Origin of the sequence: Homoserinimonas aerilata (assembly GCF_006716125.1) — a bacterium.
Classification (GTDB): domain Bacteria; phylum Actinomycetota; class Actinomycetes; order Actinomycetales; family Microbacteriaceae; genus Homoserinimonas; species Homoserinimonas aerilata.
Map to the genome: position 1 here is coordinate 2,035,451 of NZ_VFOM01000001.1, position 17,589 is coordinate 2,053,039.

Annotated in this window: 15 protein-coding genes; 7 read left to right on the top strand and 8 right to left on the bottom strand. The window is 67.9% G+C overall.

The window, feature by feature from the left end:
- Positions 1–126: 126 nt before the first annotated feature.
- Genes FB562_RS09515 through FB562_RS09525 form a run of 3 tightly spaced genes read right to left on the bottom strand, consistent with a single transcriptional unit; the run spans position 127 to position 4,059 of the window.
- Positions 127–1,506 carry an MFS transporter gene (locus tag FB562_RS09515; RefSeq protein WP_185740500.1) on the bottom strand — a complete coding sequence of 460 codons (1,380 nt, stop codon included), beginning with the start codon at positions 1,504–1,506 and terminating at the stop codon, positions 127–129.
- Positions 1,507–1,539: 33 nt separating this feature from the next.
- Positions 1,540–2,688, bottom strand: coding sequence for a cystathionine gamma-synthase (locus FB562_RS09520; protein WP_141880890.1), 1,149 nt, complete (start codon positions 2,686–2,688; stop codon positions 1,540–1,542).
- Between the two features lie 9 nt (positions 2,689–2,697).
- Complete coding sequence (locus FB562_RS09525) at positions 2,698–4,059, bottom strand: cystathionine beta-synthase (RefSeq protein WP_141880891.1); 1,362 nt, start codon at positions 4,057–4,059, stop codon at positions 2,698–2,700.
- Positions 4,060–4,313: 254 nt separating this feature from the next.
- On the opposite strand from FB562_RS09525, the gene FB562_RS09530 reads away from it, so the two are divergent.
- Both FB562_RS09530 and FB562_RS09535 read left to right on the top strand, forming a co-directional pair.
- Positions 4,314–5,045 carry a thioredoxin-like domain-containing protein gene (locus FB562_RS09530; RefSeq protein ID WP_141880892.1) on the top strand — a complete coding sequence of 244 codons (732 nt, stop codon included), beginning with the start codon at positions 4,314–4,316 and terminating at the stop codon, positions 5,043–5,045.
- Positions 5,038–5,736, top strand: a complete 699-nt coding sequence (locus FB562_RS09535; protein WP_246081417.1) for a DUF305 domain-containing protein — start codon at positions 5,038–5,040, stop codon at positions 5,734–5,736. Before FB562_RS09530 ends, FB562_RS09535 begins: the two co-directional genes overlap by 8 nt.
- Positions 5,737–5,796: 60 nt before the next feature.
- Here FB562_RS09535 and FB562_RS09540 read toward each other — a convergent pair whose 3' ends face one another.
- Positions 5,797–6,081: a hypothetical protein gene (locus FB562_RS09540; RefSeq protein ID WP_141880893.1), complete on the bottom strand. Its 285-nt coding sequence runs from the start codon at positions 6,079–6,081 to the stop codon at positions 5,797–5,799.
- Between the two features lie 401 nt (positions 6,082–6,482).
- Between FB562_RS09540 and FB562_RS09545 the strand changes: the two genes are divergently transcribed.
- From FB562_RS09545 to FB562_RS09555, 3 genes are all read left to right on the top strand, one after another.
- A complete protein-coding gene (locus FB562_RS09545) occupies positions 6,483–7,175 on the top strand; it encodes a DNA alkylation repair protein (RefSeq protein WP_141880894.1) in 693 nt (230 codons plus the stop codon).
- 162 nt (positions 7,176–7,337) lie between these two features.
- On the top strand, positions 7,338–7,562 hold the full coding sequence (locus tag FB562_RS09550) for a helix-turn-helix transcriptional regulator (protein WP_141880895.1): 225 nt from the start codon (positions 7,338–7,340) through the stop codon (positions 7,560–7,562).
- Positions 7,559–8,737, top strand: a complete 1,179-nt coding sequence (locus FB562_RS09555) for a type II toxin-antitoxin system HipA family toxin (RefSeq protein WP_141880896.1) — start codon at positions 7,559–7,561, stop codon at positions 8,735–8,737. The genes FB562_RS09550 and FB562_RS09555 overlap by 4 nt, the downstream gene beginning before the upstream one ends.
- A 13-nt stretch (positions 8,738–8,750) precedes the next feature.
- Here FB562_RS09555 and FB562_RS09560 read toward each other — a convergent pair whose 3' ends face one another.
- The 4 genes from FB562_RS09560 to FB562_RS09575 form a co-directional block, all read right to left on the bottom strand.
- Positions 8,751–10,616, bottom strand: coding sequence for an ABC transporter ATP-binding protein (locus FB562_RS09560; RefSeq protein ID WP_141880897.1), 1,866 nt, complete (start codon positions 10,614–10,616; stop codon positions 8,751–8,753).
- A gap of 27 nt (positions 10,617–10,643) precedes the next feature.
- Positions 10,644–11,606 (bottom strand): carbohydrate ABC transporter permease, encoded by a 963-nt coding sequence (locus tag FB562_RS09565; RefSeq protein WP_141880898.1) that lies wholly within the window; start codon positions 11,604–11,606, stop codon positions 10,644–10,646.
- Complete coding sequence (locus FB562_RS09570; protein ID WP_141880899.1) at positions 11,603–12,733, bottom strand: carbohydrate ABC transporter permease; 1,131 nt, start codon at positions 12,731–12,733, stop codon at positions 11,603–11,605. The genes FB562_RS09565 and FB562_RS09570 overlap by 4 nt, the downstream gene beginning before the upstream one ends.
- A 154-nt stretch (positions 12,734–12,887) precedes the next feature.
- A complete protein-coding gene (locus tag FB562_RS09575) occupies positions 12,888–14,219 on the bottom strand; it encodes an ABC transporter substrate-binding protein (RefSeq protein WP_141880900.1) in 1,332 nt (443 codons plus the stop codon).
- Between the two features lie 228 nt (positions 14,220–14,447).
- Here FB562_RS09575 and FB562_RS09580 point away from each other — a divergent pair, with 228 nt between their 5' ends.
- Complete coding sequence (locus FB562_RS09580; RefSeq protein WP_141880901.1) at positions 14,448–16,043, top strand: helix-turn-helix transcriptional regulator; 1,596 nt, start codon at positions 14,448–14,450, stop codon at positions 16,041–16,043.
- A gap of 121 nt (positions 16,044–16,164) precedes the next feature.
- Positions 16,165–17,421, top strand: coding sequence for a hypothetical protein (locus tag FB562_RS09585; RefSeq protein ID WP_141880902.1), 1,257 nt, complete (start codon positions 16,165–16,167; stop codon positions 17,419–17,421).
- Positions 17,422–17,589: the final 168 nt, after the last annotated feature.

Consider the following 17,589-nt stretch of genomic DNA (forward strand, 5'->3'; position numbering starts at 1 on the left):
AGCGCCCAACCCGATGTGTACGGTCACATGCTGCGTGACGCCTCCATTATGCACGCCACCCGAGCACCGGTCCCGCGTGCGGTCGCGAGTCCACTCGGCCCGACGGCGCCTCACAGGGCCTCCGGCTCAGCGCAGTGTGTCGGAACTCGGTTCGGCGACGCGACCGGCCACGATGAGCGCGGCGAGCGCCAGAACAGCCGCGAACACGAACGTCGCCGCGAACGTCGTAGCACCGCCGAACACGGCGAATGCCGCCACGATGAGGCCCGTCGTCGCCAGCGCGAGAGCGGCGCCGAGCGAATCGGCGATCTGTACTGCGGCGCTGTTGAAGCCCTGGTTCTGAGGCGTCGAACGCGCGAGCGTCATGGTGCTCAGCCGCGGATACATGAGCCCCATGCCCCCGGCACCGAGGAGCCAGCCGAGCATGATGACGAGCGGCGACAGCAGCCAGGCGGCCGTCGCGACGGCGATGAGGATCCCCGCGAGAACGAGCGCCGAGCCGAGCCGCACCGACAGGACATCCGACAGCCGATCCCCCAGCCTGCCCTGCAGCCATGATGTTCCGGCCCAGGCGAGCGCCGATCCGGTGAGCGCGAGCCCCGCCAGCGCCGGGTCGAAACTGTACTCGTCGATCAGGAGATAGGGGATGTACACCTCGGCGCCGAAGAACGCCGCGGCGACGAAACCACGCACCAGGATCACCGTCGGGAGCCCGCGGCGAGCCGACAGGGTGCCCCGGGGCACCAGCGGGCGCAGCGCCAACAGAGCGACGACGACCGACACCAGCGCGATCACGGCAGCAGCAGCATCCGGTGCCTCCTGTGAGAGATTGAGGGCCAGCACGGCCGCCGCGGTCAGCACGGCCCACCCGATCCGGCCGAAGGCCCAGGGCTCCGGATGCTCCCGCTCGGCCTGCGGAGGAAGGCCCCGCACGGCAGGCACCATCAGAACGATCGCCCCCAACACGAGCCCCACGACGCCGAGGAACACCCAGTGCCACGACACGTACTGGGCCACGAGCCCCGCCAGAACGGGCCCCACGAGGGAGGGCACAACCCACGCCGCAGCGAAGCCGGCGAAGATCTTCTGGTGCAGGTCCGGCGGGTAGATGCGCGCCACGATCACATACAGTGCGACGCTGATCGCGCCGCCGCCGAAGCCCTGCACGAGGCGGCCCACCACGACCATGCCCATGGTCTGGGCCGTGCCGGCGAGCAGCAGTCCGAGAACGAAGAGCGCGCCCGAGACGTACATGGGCGCCGCCGGGCCGGAGCGATCAGACCAGTTGCCGCCCGCCACAAGACCGATCACACCCGCCGCGAGGGGCGCCGCGAACGCCAGCGCGTACAGGCTCGACCCGCCCAGGGCGGCGCTCACGACCGGCATGACGGTCGTCACGGCCAGGTTCTCGAAGGCGTTCAGAAAGACGAGGGCGAGCGCACCGATCGTCGTCCAAAGATACTGCGCGCCGAAGATCCCGGGCGCGCGATCGGGCGCAGAAGTCACCTGCTCACACTAGTCTTCCGGCGAGCCGGCGGCTCAGGAGAGCGGGTCGAGCGCCTGCAGCACATCGGCGAGCAGATCGCCGATGCTCTCGATGCCGACGGAGAGCCGGATGACGTTCTCCGGCACGGCCAGCTCGGTGCCCTTCACGGAGGCGTGCGTCATCTCGCTCGGGTAGCTGATGAGCGACTCGACGCCGCCCAGCGATTCGGCCAGCTGGAACAGCGACGTCGACTCTGCGAAGCGGCGCGCAGCATCCGGCCCGCCCTTCAGCGCGACCGAGAGCATGCCGCCGAAGTCGCGCATCTGCCGGGCCGCGATGTCGTGGCCGGGGTGCGATTCGAGGCCCGGGTAGAAGACCCGCTCGATCGCCGGATGCCCTTCAAGGGCCGATGCGATCGTGTGCGCGTTCTCGGAATGGCGGTCCATGCGCACGGCGAGCGTCTTGATGCCGCGCACGGTCAGCCACGACTCCATCGGTGAGGAGACGCCGCCCGCGCCGAACTGCAGGAACGCGACCTTCTCGGCGAGCTCCTCATCGTTCACCACGACCGCCCCGCCGAGCACATCGGAGTGCCCGCCCAGATACTTCGTGGCGGAGTGCACGACGACGTCGGCGCCCAGCGACAGCGGCTGCTGAAGGTACGGCGACGCGAAGGTGTTGTCGACGACGACGATCACGCCGGCCTCGTGGCCGATCGCGGCGAGCGCCTCGATGTCGGTGATCTTCAGGAGCGGATTGCTCGGGGTCTCAAGCCACAGCACGCGCGTCTTTCCGGGCCTGATGGCGGCGCGCACCGCATCCGCATCGCTCATCTCGACGGTGCTCAACTCGATGCCCCACGGCACGAAGAGCCTGTTGACGAGGCGGTGCGTGCCCCCGTACACGTCGTTGCCCATGAGCACGTGGTCACCCGTTTTGAGCAGGCTGCGCAGCAGTGCGTCTTCTGCGGCGAGGCCGGAGGCGAAGCTGAACGCCTTCGAGCCGCCCTCGAGCGAGGCGAGCAGCTCCTGCAGGGAATCGCGCGTCGGGTTGCCGCCGCGCGCGTATTCGTAGCCGTTACGGAAGCCGCCGATGCCGTCCTGCACGAACGTGGAGCTCATGTAGATGGGCGGGATGATGGCGCCCGTCGTCGGGTCGAAGGCCTGTCCGGCGTGGATGGCGCGGGTCGAGAAGTCGTTCACTGTGTGTCCTTAAGCGAGGAGAAAGTCGAGGAGGCTGCGGCGGCTGAGCAGCCCGAGCGGCTTGCCGCCGGCGAGCGCCAACAGCACGGTGCCGCCGGATGCGTCGAAGGCCGCACGCGCGGCGTCGAGAGACTGGGTGGCGCCCACCACGGGCAGGGGCTGCCCGATGTGCTCGGCGAGGGTGTCGTCGAGTCGACCCCGATCGCCCGCGACGAGGTCGAGCAGTTCGGCCTCGCCTACCGAGCCCAGCACCTGGCCGAGCACGACGGGCGGCTCGGCGGAGACGACGGGGAGCCGATCGAGGCCGTGCTCCCCCAGACTGCGGATGGCGTCGCGCACCGTGTCTTCGGGGCGGAGGTGCGGCATCCGACCGCCTGTCTCCCCGATGACATCGGTGACGCTCGGGCCGTCGACGGCTTCGGCGAAGCCGTGCGAGTCCATCCAGCCCTTGTTGAAGATCTTGCCCAGGTAGCCGCGCCCGCCGTCGGGCAGCAGCACGACCACGACGGCGTCGGCCGGCAGCTCACGGGCGGCCTTGAGCGCCGAGACGACGGCCATGCCGCTGGAACCGCCGACGAGCAGACCCTCCTCGAGCGCTAGCCGCAGCGTCATGTCGAAGGCCTCGGCGTCGCTGACGGCGATGATCTCGTCGACCTGCTGGGGGTCGTAGGCAGTCGGCCAGAAGTCCTCGCCGACACCCTCCACCAGATAGGGCAGCCCGTCTCCGCCCGAGTACACGGAGCCCTCCGGGTCGCTGCCGATGACGTGTACTCGACCCTCCGACACCTCCTTGAGGTACCGGCCCGTGCCGCTGATGGTGCCGCCCGTTCCGACGCCGGCGACGAAGTGCGTGATCTCGCCCTCGGTGTCGCGCCAGATCTCGGGGCCTGTCGTCTCGTAGTGGCTGAGCGGGCCGTTCTGGTTCGCGTACTGGTTGGGCTTGAAGGCACCGGGGATCTCGCGGGCGAGCCTGTCGCTGACGCTGTAGTACGACTCGGGGCTGTCGGGGGCGACGGAAGTGGGGGTCACGACGACCTCGGCACCGTACGCCTTGAGCACGTTGCGCTTGTCTTCGCTGACCTTGTCGGGGCAGACGAACACGCAACGGTAGCCGCGCTGTTGCGCGACGAGGGCGAGGCCGACGCCCGTGTTGCCCGAGGTCGGCTCGACGATCGTGCCGCCGGGCTTCAGCTCGCCGGATGCCTCGGCAGCATCGATGATGCGCACGGCGATTCGATCCTTGGAGGAGCCGCCCGGGTTGAGGTACTCGACCTTGACGAGAACAGTCGCCTCGATGCCCTCCGTCACCTTGTTGAGCCGAACGAGGGGTGTGTTTCCGACCAGATCGAGGACGGTCTCTGCAAACTTCATAGTCTCGCCAATCTACCAGCGGGGGCTCCGTCATCACCGTGAGATCTGACATCCGGATGCACGGGGCTGCGATACTGGATGCACTCACATGATTCGTTCACCAACAGTGAGATAACTTGTAAGTACAACTGTGTGGCCTCGGCCGCATTCCGCCATTCCCGCCGCACTGCGAGAACAGCACGAACAGGTGGCCCCGCCGAGAGGCAGGGGTCGGCACGCGTCTGATCCGCAGTCCGACTGACAGGACAGCATCCGTGGCCCGCAGCGACACCCCCACACCCGACGACTCGACGCAGAACGAATCGACGCAGGGCCTTCCGCCCTCGGCGAAGAAGCTCACCGTCAAGCAGGAGCGAGAGCAGCGCCGCCTCGCCAAGGTGGAGGCGTTCAAGAAGAAGCAGGCGCGGGCGCAGCGCAACCGTGTCATCGCGATCACGCTGAGCTCGGTCGCCGCCGTCGCCGTCGTGGCCCTCATCGTCACGATCGTCGTCACCAGCGGCACCCCCAAGCGCAACCCCGCCGACATCAGCATCGAAGGCGTGCAGACCTGGAGCGATGTCGACTACACGCACGTCGACACGGTCGTCGACTACGAGGGCCTGTACGGCATGAACCCGCCCGCCGGCGGCAGCCACAACCCGGCCTGGCTGAACTGCGGCATCTACGACCAGCCGCAGCAGAACGAGAACGCCACGCACGCGCTCGAGCACGGAGCCGTCTGGGTCACCTACGACGCGAACGCCGTCACGGGTGACGATCTCGAAACCCTGAAGGATGCGCTGCCCAGCAGCTACGTGATCCTCTCGCCGTACGAGGGCCTCGACTCCCCCGTCGTCGCCTCCGCCTGGGGCGCCCAGGTGAAGCTCGACGGCGTCGACGACACGCGCCTGGCCGACTTCATCGAGAAGTACTGGCAGGCGGGCGACGTGCCCGAGCCGGGCGCCCGCTGCGACGGCGCCATCGACGGGCCGGGCAAGATTGCCTGACCCCCTCGAAGCTGAGATCGACGCCACGGAGCCGCGTAGGCGCTCCTGGCTGAGCACGCGGTTCGTCGTCGCCATCATCCTCGGCGCTACCCTGCTCGTGGCCGTCGCATTCACGGTCGGCCGGGCATCCGCCCCCGTCACCGTCGACCCGACGACGACGAGCGCTGAAGCCGGATTCGCGCGCGACATGCAGACGCACCACCTGCAGGCCGTCGCCATGTCGCTCATCGTGCGCGACGAGACGGACGACCCCGAGATCCGGCTGCTGGCCTACGACATCGCCACCGCGCAGCAGCAGCAGGCGGGGCAGATGTTCGCCTGGCTGGAGGTGTGGGGCCTGCCGCAGGCGGCGCCGGAACCCAGCATGACCTGGATGTCGCGCCCCCTGCTCGACGGCAGCGTGCACGACCACGGCGGCGCATCCGACGCCCCCTCGCACGAGCCGGGCGCGCCCATGCCCGGGCTCGCGACGGCCGAGCAGATGGCGACGCTCAAGACGCTGAGCGGCGTCGAGGCCGAGAAGTACTTCCTCGAACTCATGATCGCCCACCACCAGGGCGGCGTCGAGATGGCCGAAGCCGTGCTCGTGCGCAGCGACGAACGCGTCGTCACCAGGCTCGCCGCGGGCATGGTCACAGTGCAGCAGAAGGAGATCGACTACATGAACGATCTCCTCGCCGAGCGCAGCTAGCGGCAGCGGCTCAGCGGCCGCATTTCAACGGCGGCGTTTCGGCGGCCGCGGCTCAGTGCTTCAGCGGCGGCCGAAGATGCCGAGCAGCCGCCCGACGAGCTGGCCCGCGACGCGTGCCTCCGTCTCGACCACAACCTCGGGGATGAACGCGATGTTCAGGCATCCCTTGCAGAGCGCGATCGTGCGGTGCTCGGCCAGACCGGTGCCGTAGTACGGGTTCGTCGTGACGGTCATGCCGGAGGAGCACGACGGGCACACCAGGTCGGTGTCGTCGCTGTGCAGCGCCGAATGGCGTGCGTCGGCGGATGCGGCGGGGCGAGCGGATGCGGGCAGCGTGACAGACATGCGGGTACTCGTTTCGGGTATGCGAGCGCCGGCGACATTTCGGGTGCCGCGGCGCGACAGTGGGTCGAACAGGGTGAGCACGGGGGTGTGCTCGGGCTCAGCCGACGGTATTTCGGGTACCGACGGTTCGTGCCCTGGTACTGCAACCTGGACCGGTGGGGATCTTTTCGGGAGAACCCCACCTGCCATCATCGCCTCCAGCACGCCACCACGGCAGCCCCCGAACGGGGCACGGCGGCTCCTCCCGCTGCACGATCACGCGGGGCTGTCGCAGCGGCTGTGGTTTGTCGCGACGGCTGCAGAACGTTCTGCAGCCGTCGCGACAAACCACAGCCGTCACGGCGGCCGGATGCGCAGGGCCGCTTGGTACGCTGAGAAGCCTGAGAGAGCAGGAGATCAGCATGCCCGAGGCGCCGCACGCCGCCGTTCCTGGCGAGGTTCTGGCCGAGGTCCTGGCCGAGCTGGAGGAGCTCGACGACCCGAGGGTGCGCGAGGCGAACGAGAAGCGCGGCGACGACCACGGCGTGAACCTCAGCCGACTGCGCACGGTCGCGAAGCGGCTGAAGACGCAGCATCCGCTCGCGCGTGAACTCTGGGCCAGCGGTGAGACTTCGGCCCGCCTGCTCGCCATCCTCATCTGCCGCCCCAAGGAGTTCTCGCGCGACGAACTGGACGCGATGCTGCGCGAGTCACGCGCGCCCAAGGCGCACGACTGGCTCGTCAACTATGTGGTGAAGAAGAGCCCGCACGTCGAGGAGCTGCGCGTCGCCTGGACTGCCGACGCCGACCCCGTGGTCGCGAGCGCCGGCTGGGCTCTCACCACCGAGCGGGTCGCGAAGAGCCCCGAGGGGCTCGACCTTTCGGGTCTGCTCGACACGATCGAGGCGGAGATGAAGGATGCCCCCGATCGCCTGCAGTGGGCCATGAACCACGATCTGGCCCAGATCGGCATCTCGCACGCCGAGTACCGTGCCCGCGCGATCGACATCGGTGAGCGCCTCGAGGTGTTGAAGGACTACCCGACGCCGCCGAACTGCACCTCACCGTTCGCGCCCGTCTGGATCGCCGAGATCGTGGGCCGTCAGGGCGCCTAGGGCTTCTCTATCTGCACGATCGCGCATATCTGAGAGTTCCGCCTCCCAGGTAATGGTCTTTTCGGATCAAATCCGCACGATCATGCATAATTTGGCCTTGTATCCCATTCCTCGGTCCGTAGACTGGATGAAACTGCACGATCATGCAGATTGGAGACACCCATGAGACCCGCATCCGATATCGTCCACGAGCTCGGAACCATCATCACGGACAGGCGCAAGAGCCTCGGCGTCACACAGCAGGAACTCGCCGCCCTCGCCGGAGTCTCCGTACGTTTCATCTCATCGCTCGAGGCGGGCAAGCCCACCGTGCGGCTCGATGTCGTGCTCGCAGTGCTCGATGCGCTCGGTCTCGGCGTCACCATCGGCCCGCGCAGCGCCGCATGACCGTCACCTCCGCCGATGCCTACAAGGCAGGACGGCTTGCCGCGCGACTACGACGCACGCCCGGTGGCATCGAATTCGACTATCTCGACGGCTACCGCGTCAGCGGACATCCGCCGCTCGCCTCGACACTGCCACTGAACGCGCCCCCTCGCATCACCGCGGCGGGGGCGGTACCGCCCTACTTCGCCGGCCTGCTGCCCGAGGGTCGCAGGCTCACCGCATTGCGCCAAGCCGTCAAGACATCGGCCGATGACGAGCTGACGCTGCTGACAGCTGTCGCCGGCGACACGATCGGCGACGTGCAGGTCGTCGAGCAGGGACATGCGCCGACGGATGCCCCGACGACGAGCCTGCCGAAGAGCCTCGACCGCATCCGCTTCTCCGAACTCCTCGGCACAAACGGAACTGAGCGACGCCCCACCCTCGCCGGGGTGCAGGACAAGGTGTCGGCGGGCATGATCTCGCTGCCCGTCGCCCGCAGTCACGAGCAGTTCATCCTCAAGTTGAACCCGCCCGAGCACCCGCACCTCGTCGAGAACGAGGCCTTCTTCCTCGCCCTCGCGAAGCGATGCGGGCTGCCGGTGTCGCCATTCCGGATGGTCAGCGACGCCGACGGAACCCCCGGCCTGCTCGTGACCCGCTTCGACCGTGGCCCCGCAGGGCCGCTCGCCGTCGAAGACGCCTGTCAGGCCGCAGACCTGTGGCCGGCCGACAAATACAACCTGACGATGGAGGAGGCAGCGCACACACTCATGCGTCTCACCTCGGCGCCTCTCGTGGCGGCACGCGACATCCTGAGGCAGCTCGTGTTCGCCTGGCTGACCGGCAACGGCGATCTGCACGCCAAAAACCTCTCCGCACTCTCCAGCCCCGAGGGCGACCGCAGCATCTCCCCCGCCTACGACCTGCCGTCAACCCTGTTCTACGGCGACACCACGCTCGCCCTCACCGTCGGCGGCAGGGACACCCTGTCGGCGGCACGGCTGCGGTCGTTCGCCGAATACCTCCGACTCCCCGCACGCATGACAGAGCTCGCTGTCAGCGGTCTGCTCACCCGCACGGCGAACCTCCCGGACGAACTGCGGGCAGCGGGGCTGCCGTTCGACCGTCGAACCATCGACAAGGCCGCACGGCAACTGGCCGCTCGTCACAGCTCCCTCGAAGGCTCCGGCTAGCGCCCGAACGAACTCAGTCCTCGCTCACCTGCCGCCGGAACAGCCCCGCGTACACCCCGCCGAGGCCGAGCAGCCGCTCGTGGGTTCCCTGCTCGACGACCCTTCCGTTGTCGACGACGAAGATGACATCCGCCTCCACAATGGTCGACAGCCGGTGCGCAATCGCGATCGTCGTGCGCCCCCGCGACGCCTCCTCGAGCGCCGACTGCACGATGCCCTCCGAGACACTGTCGAGCGCACTCGTCGCCTCGTCGAGAATCAGAACGGCCGGATCCTTCAGCAGAACGCGGGCGATCGCCACCCGCTGCTTCTCTCCGCCACTCAGCCGGTAGCCGCGCTCCCCCACGATCGTGTCGTAGGCATCCGGGAACGACACGATCGTCTCGTGGATGTTCGCCTTGCGGGCTGCCGTCTCGATCTGCTCCTGCGTCGCATCCGGTCTCGCGTAGCGCAGATTGTCGGCGATCGATGCGTGGAACAGGTACGTCTCCTGGCTGACGATGCCGATGTTGCGCATCAGCTCCTCCTGCCCGAGCTCGCGCACGTCGACGCCGGCGAAGCGCACCACCCCCGACGACGCCTCGTGCAGCCGCGGGATCAGATACGACACGGTCGTCTTGCCCGCGCCCGACGGCCCGACGAAGGCAGCGAACTGGCCCGGTTCGATCGTGAACGAGACCTCCCTGAGCGTCGCCGGGGACTCGTCCGAGACATCCGGATACCTGAACACGACGTCGTCGAACTCGACGAGGCCGAGCCCCTCCGACGGCACGGCCCGCGCATCCGGCCTGTCGACGATCGCCGGCACCAGATCGAGATACTCGAAGATGCGGGCGAACAGGGCGGATGACGTCTGCAGGTCGAGCGCGATGCGCATGAGCCCCATGAGCGGCCACATGAGGCGCGCCTGCACCGTCGTGAAGGCCACGACCGTGCCCGCCGTGACGCTGACGCCGTCGAAGATCAGCCACGCCGCCACCAGGTAGATCACGGCGGGGATGATCGACAGGAACACGTTCACGGTGGCGAAGAACCACTGCCCGCTCATCGTCTGCCGAACCTGCAGCTCGACCTGCCGGGCGTTCTCGTCCGCGTAGCGGCCCACCTCGGCGCCCTGCTGGGTGAAACTCTTCGCCAGCAGGATGCCGCTCACACTGAGCGACTCCTGGGTTATCGCGGTCAGGTTGCTGAGCGACTCCTGCGTCTCGCCCGCGATCTTCGCCCGCACACGCCCGATGCGACGCTGCGCGATCACGATGATGGGCATCAGGATGACCGCCACGATCGTCATCTGCCAGCTGAGCACCAGCATCGACACGAACGCGGCGATGACCGTCACGGTGTTGCCGATGACGCTCGCGATCGTGTTGCTGAGCACGCCGGCGACGCCACCGACGTCGTTCTGCAGCCGCGACTGGATGACGCCCGTCTTGGTGCGCGTGAAGAAGCCCAGCTCCATCGCCTGCAGGTGACTGAACAGCCGGATGCGCAGCTCGCCCATGACCTTGTTGCCGATGTTCGCGGTCAGCCAGGTCTGCCACACGCCGAGAGCTGCGGATGCGATCCACAGCAGAACCATGATCGCCACCAGTTCGACGAGCACCGGCACATCGGGGGTGCCACCCGGGGGGAACAGCCCGCGGTCGAAGGCCTGCTGGGTGAGCAGCGGCGGCGCGACACTGATCGCCGCCCCCACGAGCACGAGCGAGATGGTGACGGTGAGCGCCCGCCGGTGCGGGGTGAAGAGGTGCCGGATGCGCCGCAGCAGGTCCGGGATGCGGGGCGCGGCCGCGTTCTCCGCCTTCTGGGCATCCGGGTCCATCATCCCGACCCGCGTGCGGGCCTTCCCGTACCTGCCGACCTGCCCGCCACCGCTCATCGCACCAGCCTAACGAGCGACGCGCGTCTAGCCCTTCGTCGACCCGGCGAGCAGGCCGCGCACGAAGTAGCGCTGCAGGGCGAAGAACACCACGAGCGGCACGAGGATGGAGATGAACGCGCCCGCCGTGAGCAGGTGCCAGTCCTGCCCTCTGCTGCCGGTGATCTCCGCCAGCAGTTTCGTCATCGGCGCGACCGCCCCATCCGCGAATATGAGCGCGACGAGCAGGTCGTTCCACACCCACAGGAACTGGAAGATGCCGAAGGATGCGATGGCGGGCATGGTCAGCGGCAGGATGACCCTGAAGAAGATCTGGCCGTGGCCTGCACCGTCGACGCGGGCTGCCTCCACGAGCTCTCGCGGGATCTCGGAGATGAAGTTGTGCAGCAGGAAGATCGCCAGCGGCAGCGCGAAGATGGTGTGCGCGATCCACACCTGCGCGTAGGTTCCGCTCGCGGCGAGCCCCTCGAAGACCTGCATGTTGCCGATGCGCACGCCCCGCGAGAACAGGCTCAGAAGCGGCACGAGGGCCATCTGGATGGGCACGATCTGCAGCGCGAAGACGAAGATGAACAGCCAGTTGCGGCCCTTGAAGTCGATCCACGCGAAGGCGTAGGCGGCGAGGCTGGCGATCACGAGCGGGAACACGGTGGCGGGGATGGTGATGGCCAGCGAGTTCACGAAGGAACCGGCGAGGTCGAGGGTTCCGTTGCCGGAGGCGAGCACGTCGACGTAGTTGTCGAAGGTGAAGCCCCAGTTCTCGAAGATCGTCCACCAGCCGGTCGTGTTGACGAGCGCGGCGGGTCGCAGCGATGAGACGAAGAGACCGAAGGTGGGCAGCGTCCAGAGCACGGCGATGACGAGCGCCGCGATGGTGGCGGTGCGGCTGGTGAGGCGCTTCTTGGTGCGCTTGGCGACTCCTTCGCCCCGGCCCAGCTGTCTCTTCGTTTCGCTGTCGAGGGGCAGTTCGACCGGCGTGACGGCGCTCATCGGATCTCCCTCTGCTTCTTCAGCTGTCTCGCGTTGTAGATGACGATGGGCATCACCAGCACGAACAGCACGACCGCGAATGCGGCCGACCTCCCCAGTTCGAATGTCTTGAACTGCGTGTACATCTCGTTGGCGATCACGCTGGTCTCGTTGGCGCCGGCGGTCATGGTGCGCACGATGTCGAAGACCTTCAGGGAGGCGATCGAGATGGTTGTGAGCACGACGACGAGCGAACTCCGGATGCCCGGAACGGTCACATTGATGAACCTCTCCCAGGCGTTGGTTCCGTCGAGCTCTGCCGCTTCGAGTTGCTCGGTCGGAACGCCCTTGATGGCGGCCGACAGGATGACCATGGCGAATCCGGTCTGGATCCAGATGAGCACGACGATGAGGAAGAAGGTGTTCCAGGGCGAGTTCTGCAGGAACTGCACCGGCTCGCCGCCGAACCACACGACGACCTGGTTGAGCAGGCCGATCTGCTCCTGGCCGGCGGGTCTGGCGGCGTAGACGAAGCGCCAGATGATGCTCGCGCCGACGAAGGAGATGGCCATCGGCATGAACACGAGGACCTTGAACACCTTCTCACCGCGCGACTTGTCGATGAATACGGCGTAGGCGAGGCCGAAGGCGGTCGAGACGGCGGGCACGATGAGCACCCAGACGATCGTGTTGAGCACGGTGCGCAGCGCTGCGGGCTGCGTGAAGATCCAGATGTAGTTGTCGATGCCGACGAAGTTGCCGCGGCCCGAGAGGAAGGAGTCGAAGAAGGTCTTGATGGAGGGGTAGATGAGGCCGATGGCGAGAAGCACCATGGCCGGCGCAAGGAAGCCGAAGAGTTGGAAGAGGTAGCCGGAACCCGCTTTGGCCTTGTAGTCGAGCCAGAAGAAGAGGCCGCCCAGGACGACGGCGACGGCTGCCGCCCAGTAGACGGAGCCGAGCAGGAGGGCGATGCCCAGAGGTACGACGATGCAGAAGGCGAGGCGGATGCCCGTGTAGAGCCTCCCCCTGCGCGGTGCGATCTCGACGAAGAACAGGAGGAGGGCGATGACGGCCACGAACGCGACGACGACGAGCACGATCTGGACGATCGGGTTGAACGTTGCGACCCAGTTCAGGAAATCCGACACGGGTTACCTCTTTCGATGAGCACGGCGGTGGACTCTCGTGCGTTCACACTACGACACGAGGTCGCGGGTGAGACAGGGGTGAGCGGGGGTGAGTCCGGCAGGGCCGGAGGTTTGCGCCTCCGGCCCCACCGTGCTCACGCCTCGGCGCTGACCGTCAGTCAGACGGCCAGGCGTTGTCGATGAACGACAGAACGTCATCCGTCGACGTGCCGTTGACCCAGTTGCGCATTCCCTCGAAGAACGCCGCCGATCCGACCGCGCCCGGCATGAGGTCGGATGCGTCGAAGCGGAACGTCGTGTCGGGATCCTGCAGGATCTTGATCGCCTCCTGGAGGATCGGGCTCGACGCGCTCGCCGGGTCGAGGCCGTTGTTGGCGCTGATCACGCCGCCCAGGCTGACCCGGCTGTTCGCCCACTCGGGGCTCGAGAGGTACTCCTGCACCTTGACGGTGTCGGCGTCGTTGGAGAAGGCTCCGACGATCTCGCCGCCACCCGTGACCGCGTTGCCCTTGCCGTCGATCGACGGCATGATGAACGCCCAGATGTCAGCGTCGGGGCCGACAGTGGCGTTGCCGTTGCCCGGATCCTGGATGAAGCCGTCGAAGAACGACGCCTGGTGGTGCAGGGCGCACGATCCGTCGCCCAGCACACGGGCGGCGTCGCCGAACGGCGTGGAGTTGATCGATGCCACGTCGCCGAGGCCCGCGTTGACGTACTTCGGGTCGAGGATGATCGATCCGACGGCGTCGAACGCCTCCTTGATCTGCGGGTCGGTGAACTTGACGTCGTGGCTCACCCACTGGTCGTAGACATCCGGGCCCGACTGCCGGAGGACGAGGTCCTCGACCCAGTCGGTTCCGGGCCATCCGGTCGCGGCGTCAGAGCCGAAGCCGACACACCACGGCGGGCCGCCGAGGTCGGTCGCGGCCTGATCGGTGAGGTCGACGAGCCCCTGCCAGGTGGTCGGGACCTCCCAGCCGTTCTCGGCGAACTGCGACGGCGAGTACCAGATGAAGCCCTTGATGCTGGCCATCAGCGGTGCACCGTAGAGCGTGCCGTCGACCGTGCCGTAGCCCGCCCAGTCCTCCGACCAGTACTTCTCCACGTTCGCTGCGACGCCCTCGGGCGCGGGCTGGATGTAGCCACGGCTGGCCAGGTCTCCCAAGAGGCCGGGCTGCGGGAAGATCGCGAGGTCGGGAGCGCTCCCACCCTGTGCGCGAACGCCGATCTGGGCCTCGAACTCCTTGCTCGATTCGTACTGGATGTCGATGCCGTTCTCCTTCTCCCAGTCCGCCCAGGACTCGTTGAGAAGATCGGCCTCGGTGTCGGCGATCGTGCCGTAGACGGTGACGACGCCGTCGGCCTCGCCGAAGTCGCCCGGTCCGCTGCCGCCGCCGGCATCGCCACTGCATCCGGCGAGCGCGAGGCCCGCCACGGCGAAGACTGCGATAGGAGCTGTGACTCTCCGATGCAAGTGCAAATTCATGATTCCTCCTCGTTGAGGCCGTCCGGCAGGGCAGATGCTCCGTCGGCGATCCACAATGTCAAGCTACGGCAACTCCGTCAGCCCATGCAAGCGCTTACGGTCACAATTGGCCCCTGTTCGGGGTAGACGCGTGAGATGTTCTCGGCTAATCTTGCAAGCCACCAGCCATATGTCTGAGTGCGCGCTTTCCTGTGCGCTCGGCCAACCCGATATGGCACGAGGATACCCGTGTACAAGAGCATTGACAGCGGCACATTCGTGCTGCAATCGATAGACGACCGAGCCCAGGCGCAGGATTACCCCACAGCGCTGCGGATGCTTGAGCGCCACTGGCCGCTGCTGGCCGAGCTGCAGGGCGATGCCGTGCGCGCACTCATCACGCGTATTCCCGAGCGGGAATGGGCGGATGACCCGGCCATCCTCGCGGCCCTCGGCGCCAGCTACGGCACCTCCGGCTCACAGAACCGCTCGGCAGCGCTGCCGTGGTTCGACTCCGCCGAGCGCATGGCACGGCGAGATGCCCCTGCACAGCTCCCGGGCATCCTGCTGCATCGCGCCGCCACGCTGCGCGCACTCGGTCGACTCGACGACGCCGCATCCGCCATCGACGAGGCCGAGGCCCTGCTCGCCGAGCATCGCGCGCTGATCCCCTCGATGCACATCACGCTGCAGGCCCGCGCCGCCGCCCAGAAGGGAATGGTGCTCCTGCACCGCGGTCGCTACGACGACGCATCCGCTCTCCTCGTGCTCGCAACCGACCTCGAGAGCGAACTCGGTGCGGCGGAACTCGTCGAGTGCCGCTCCGCGCTCGCGCTCATCGCCGCCGTCTCGGGCGAGTACGCGCGCAGCGAGGAGGAGTCGATGCTCGCGCACCGCACCGCAGGCGACGACGGGCTCATGCAGAGCCACTTCGGCGCGCCCGCGGTGATCGCCGAGGCCATGATCGCGGTGCGCAGGCTTCGCCTCGCCGACGCCGTGGCACTCAATCCGGCGCTCGGCGTGATCGGCCGCCTGCCCGAGTGGCAGGCCTTCGCCCGCTACGCGCAGGCCGCGATCTCCTCCGTCAACGGTCGCGGCATCGAGGCTCTCGAGCTGGCCCGCCGCGCCCTCGAGGCGGCCCGCACCTGGCAGGGCGACGTCGTCGTGCGTTCGCACTGTGCGGGGCTGCGCGCGACCGTGCTGCTCCAGCTCGGCGATCTCGAGGCTGCTCTGGATGCCGCAAAATCGGTCGATCCCGGCGCCAACCACGAGCAGTGCACGGCCCGCCACATCGCCGGCGTGCGCCTCCGCCAGGGCGACCCCGCCGGGGCGCTCGAGGCACTCGCCTCCTGCGATGAGCTGGGCGACGGCCACTCGGTGCGCACGCTTCTCGACACCCTGCTGCTCACCGCGGCCGCCCGCTACGACCTCGGCAGCGCCACGCAGGGCCACATCGCCTTCGACCGCGCACTGCACCTCGCGGGCGCGACCGGCATGCGTTCGCCGTTCATCTCACTCCCGCAGGGATCGCTGCGCCGGATGCTCGGACGCGCCTTCGACCGCAACCAGCCGGCATCCGTGCACGCCATCCTCGAGGAGTTGCGCGGCGATGACGACATCGACATGAGCATGAATGATCCGCTGAGCGAGCGGGAGCTCGTCATCACGCATCATCTCGCCCTCGACAAGACGGTGAGCCAGATCGCGGCCGAGCTGTTCATCTCGACGAACACCGTCAAGACCCATGTGCGCAGCATCTACCGCAAGCTCGAGGCGAGCAACCGCAAGGAGGCCCTCCTCCGCGTTCAGGAGCTCGGACTGCGGCTCGAAATCACCCCCGGTTAACCCCCAGTCACCCCGCGCGGACCCCCAAATGGGTGTCACAGTATAGGCACAGCCCTACCCCCGTTCACTGCGCACCCGAAGTGCAGCGTTCTGGGCTGCTATACCCCGGAACAGGATGACCATGAAACCCGAATTCATGCGACTTCGGCGTGCCCTCGCGCTCACATTCGCAACCCTTCTCGCAGCAGCCGGACTGGCGGTGCTCTCCCCCGCGGGCGCCGCATCCGCCCACCACAACACGGTCAGGGTGACGGTCGACTGCGTCGACGACGCCTGGATCGCCACCTGGACGGTGACGAACTCGGAGCGCGACAAGAGCGAGAAGATCATCGCCTCGTCGCAGCCCGATCTCGTCGCCGTCGGCACGACGATCGGCAAGGGCCAGACCTTCACGGCAACGGAGAGGCTCACCGCCCCGACGAGCAAGACGCTCGCCGTGACCGGCTACTGGGCCAAGAGCAACGTCACCGACCGCTCGCGTTCGGCGTCGATCTCGCCCGCCGACTTCCCCGGCAACTGCCAGCCCCCGGTGACGCCTCCTGTGACGCCTCCGGCACCGCCGGCACCGCCGGTCACGCCGCCCCCGCCCGCCGTGCTCGCAGCGAGCATCGCGATCGAGCCCTGCGTCTTCGCCTCGGGCGTCGCATCCGGTGGCATCGTGATGACGCTCGACGGCCTCACCGCCGGCACCGAGTACGTGTTCACGCTGTGGTCCGCAGGAGTGGCCGTGCAGACGCAGTCACACACCTCCACGGGAGCCGAGCTCGAAGCCGCCTTCCGTGGCCTCGCCCCCGGCGGCTACGAGGTGAGTGCGACCACGGCGGCGGCTCCCGGAGTCGAGATCGCCCGCACCGGCACGGCCACCATCGCGGACTGCACCCCTGCCGCACCGGTTCCCCCGGTCACACCGCCCGCCCCGGGCCTGCCCACACTCGCCCCGCCGACGATCACCGCAGCCGCGGGTGAATGTGATGTGACCACGCCCGGCAAGGGTGCCATCACGGTGACCACTGCCGAGCTCGACGCGACGAAGGACTACTTCGTGACGCTCGTCGACGCATCCGGCAACACCATCGCCGGTGTCTCCGAGCAGGCCGTCTCCGGCACGACAGGTACGACCCTGACGTTCGCCGGTCTCGAAACCCAGAAGCCGTACACCGCGCAGCTGCTGGTCGAGCCCGGGCGTCAGCTCGCAGCGACCGCCGATGTCGCGATCACGCTGGCCTGCCCGGCACTGGCCGCAAGCTCGCTCTCCCTTCCGACCCTGGCCATGACCGGCCCGAGCGAGTTTCTCGCGCTCGGCGTGTTCGCGGCCGCGCTCCTCCTGGCAGGAGGTGCCACAGTCCTGGGACGCCTCCGCCGTCGGGCCACCCAGTAGCAGGCGTCGCGACGGCCGACCCTGATCCCGGTCATCGCGACGACAGACGGCAGGAGCGCGGAGCATGCGCTGAGTCCTCGGCCCATGCTCCGCGTTCACCCCGGCGCCACCCGAACCCCACGGCGCCACCCGGGCGCGCAGATGCTTCACCTGGTTCGGCCGATGGAC